The organism is Corallococcus aberystwythensis (assembly GCF_003612165.1).
Lineage (GTDB): Bacteria > Myxococcota > Myxococcia > Myxococcales > Myxococcaceae > Corallococcus > Corallococcus aberystwythensis.
In genome coordinates, this window is record NZ_RAWK01000521.1 from 1 (window position 1) to 1,707 (window position 1,707).

A 1,707-nucleotide genomic window follows, 5' to 3' on the forward strand; every position below is an offset into this window, starting at 1 on the left:
CGGTGAGCGTCAAGGTAGTTGTCGCGTGAGAGGGTTCAGCCGATGCGCTTCATCTCCTGCACTGCCGGGGTGAGGTTCGGAGAGGGGCCGAGACGGACAGGGCCCATCGGCGTCCAGTCGCGCGTGTCGCGGCTCCAGCGCTCGGGGTGACGGTCGCGAGCGCGTTGGTACACCTCGCGGCGTCGGGCCAGCAGCGCGTGCTCGCGGCAGAAGTGCCTGTCGTCGGGCGTGACGAAGCGGATGGCGGAGTGGCGGTGCTCGGTGTTGTACCAGGCCACGAAGCGCGTCACCCACGAGCGCGCATCCTCGACGGACGCGAAGGGGCGCCGCGGGAAAGAGGGGCGGTACTTCAGCGTACGGAAGAGGGCTTCGGAAAAGGCGTTGTCGTCCGAGACGCGGGGCCGGCTGAAGGAGGGCGTGACGCCCAGCCATTGCAGCGTCGCGAGCATCGTGGCGCCCTTCATGGGGCCGCCGTTGTCCGAGTGCAGCACCAGGCCCTCCGGGCAGCCGGCCTGCTGCCAGCAGCGGCGGATGAGGGCCGCGGCATGCTCGGACGACTCCTCCTCGTGCACCTCAAAGCCCATGATGCGCCGGCTGAAGACGTCCACCACCAGGTACAGGTAGAGGAAGGCTCCCTTCACCGGGCCCTTCAAGTAGGTGATGTCCCAGCTCCACACCTGGTTCGGCTCGGTGGCGGTGTGCTCGGCCCGGGGCCTGGGCGTGGGGGCCTTGGCGTGGCCTCGGTGGGCCAGCTGCCCTGCTTCGCGCAGTACCCGGTAGAAGCTCGCCTCGCTGGCCACGTACTCGCCCCGGTCGGCCAACCTGGGGACAATCTGCTTGGGCGAGGCGTCGCGGAACTCCTCGCTGTTGGCCACCGCCAGGATGCGGCGCCGCTCCAGCTCGGAGAGGCGGTTGGCCGGCTGGGTGCGTGGGCCGCACCGCCCGTCTTGGGCCGTTTCCGGCTTCCTCCAGCGCTGGATGGTGCGAGGGGCCACCCCGAGCCGCTCGCACACGGCCTCCAGGCGCACGCCCTTTTCCAGCGCCTCGTCGATGAGGGCGAGCCTCATTTCTCGCTCTTCTCGTCCGCTGCGTCGTCCTCGTCTTCCAGGGGCCTCTCGTCCCAGCCCAGCGCCTGAAGTTTTTTTTCGAGCACCAGCAGCGCCGCCGTCTCCGCCAGCGCCTTCTCCTTGCGGCGCAACTCTCGCTCCAGCTCCTTCACCCGTTTCTCCGACGAGGCCAGCCGCCGACGCTGGCTGGCCGTCAGAGCTGCGGAGGAGGCCGTCTGCGCGCCTTGGGAAAGTGCTCCAGCGGCCGCGGCCCGCCACTCCGCCAACTGCTCTTCGTGCAGCCCTTCCCGGCGCAGAAGTGCGCCCAGCGCCTCGCCCTCCAAGCCGTGCGCCTCCGCCAGCACGCGCAGCTTCTCCTCGGGCGTCCACTTCTTCGGGCTGGCGGGCTTCTTCTCCTCGGGCGGGGGCGTCATCGCCGCCACCCTATTCGCCTCCCGCAGCCACTGCGACAACGTCGGCTGCGAGACGCCCACCTGACGGGCCAGCGCCGCGGCGCTCACCGCGCCCGGGCCCACCATCCGCTTCACCATCTGAGACTTGAATGCATCCGTGTACGGCACTGCGTCCTGCCTGCTCTCGCCCCCAAGGCGTGGTCATCCCGGCTATTCAGCCGAGGCGACAACTTCCCTGACACAGGGGG

Annotated in this window: 1 protein-coding gene; it reads right to left on the reverse strand. The window is 69.8% G+C overall.

What is annotated here, in order from left to right; translation table 11 throughout:
• Window positions 1–35: 35 nt before the first annotated feature.
• A protein-coding gene (locus D7W81_RS41155) for an IS3 family transposase (protein ID WP_244227798.1) occupies window positions 36–1,627 on the reverse strand; the annotation gives its coding sequence in 2 pieces (ribosomal slippage) (window positions 36–1,136 and window positions 1,139–1,627; 1,590 coding nt in all).
• Between the last annotated feature and the right edge of the window lie 80 nt (window positions 1,628–1,707).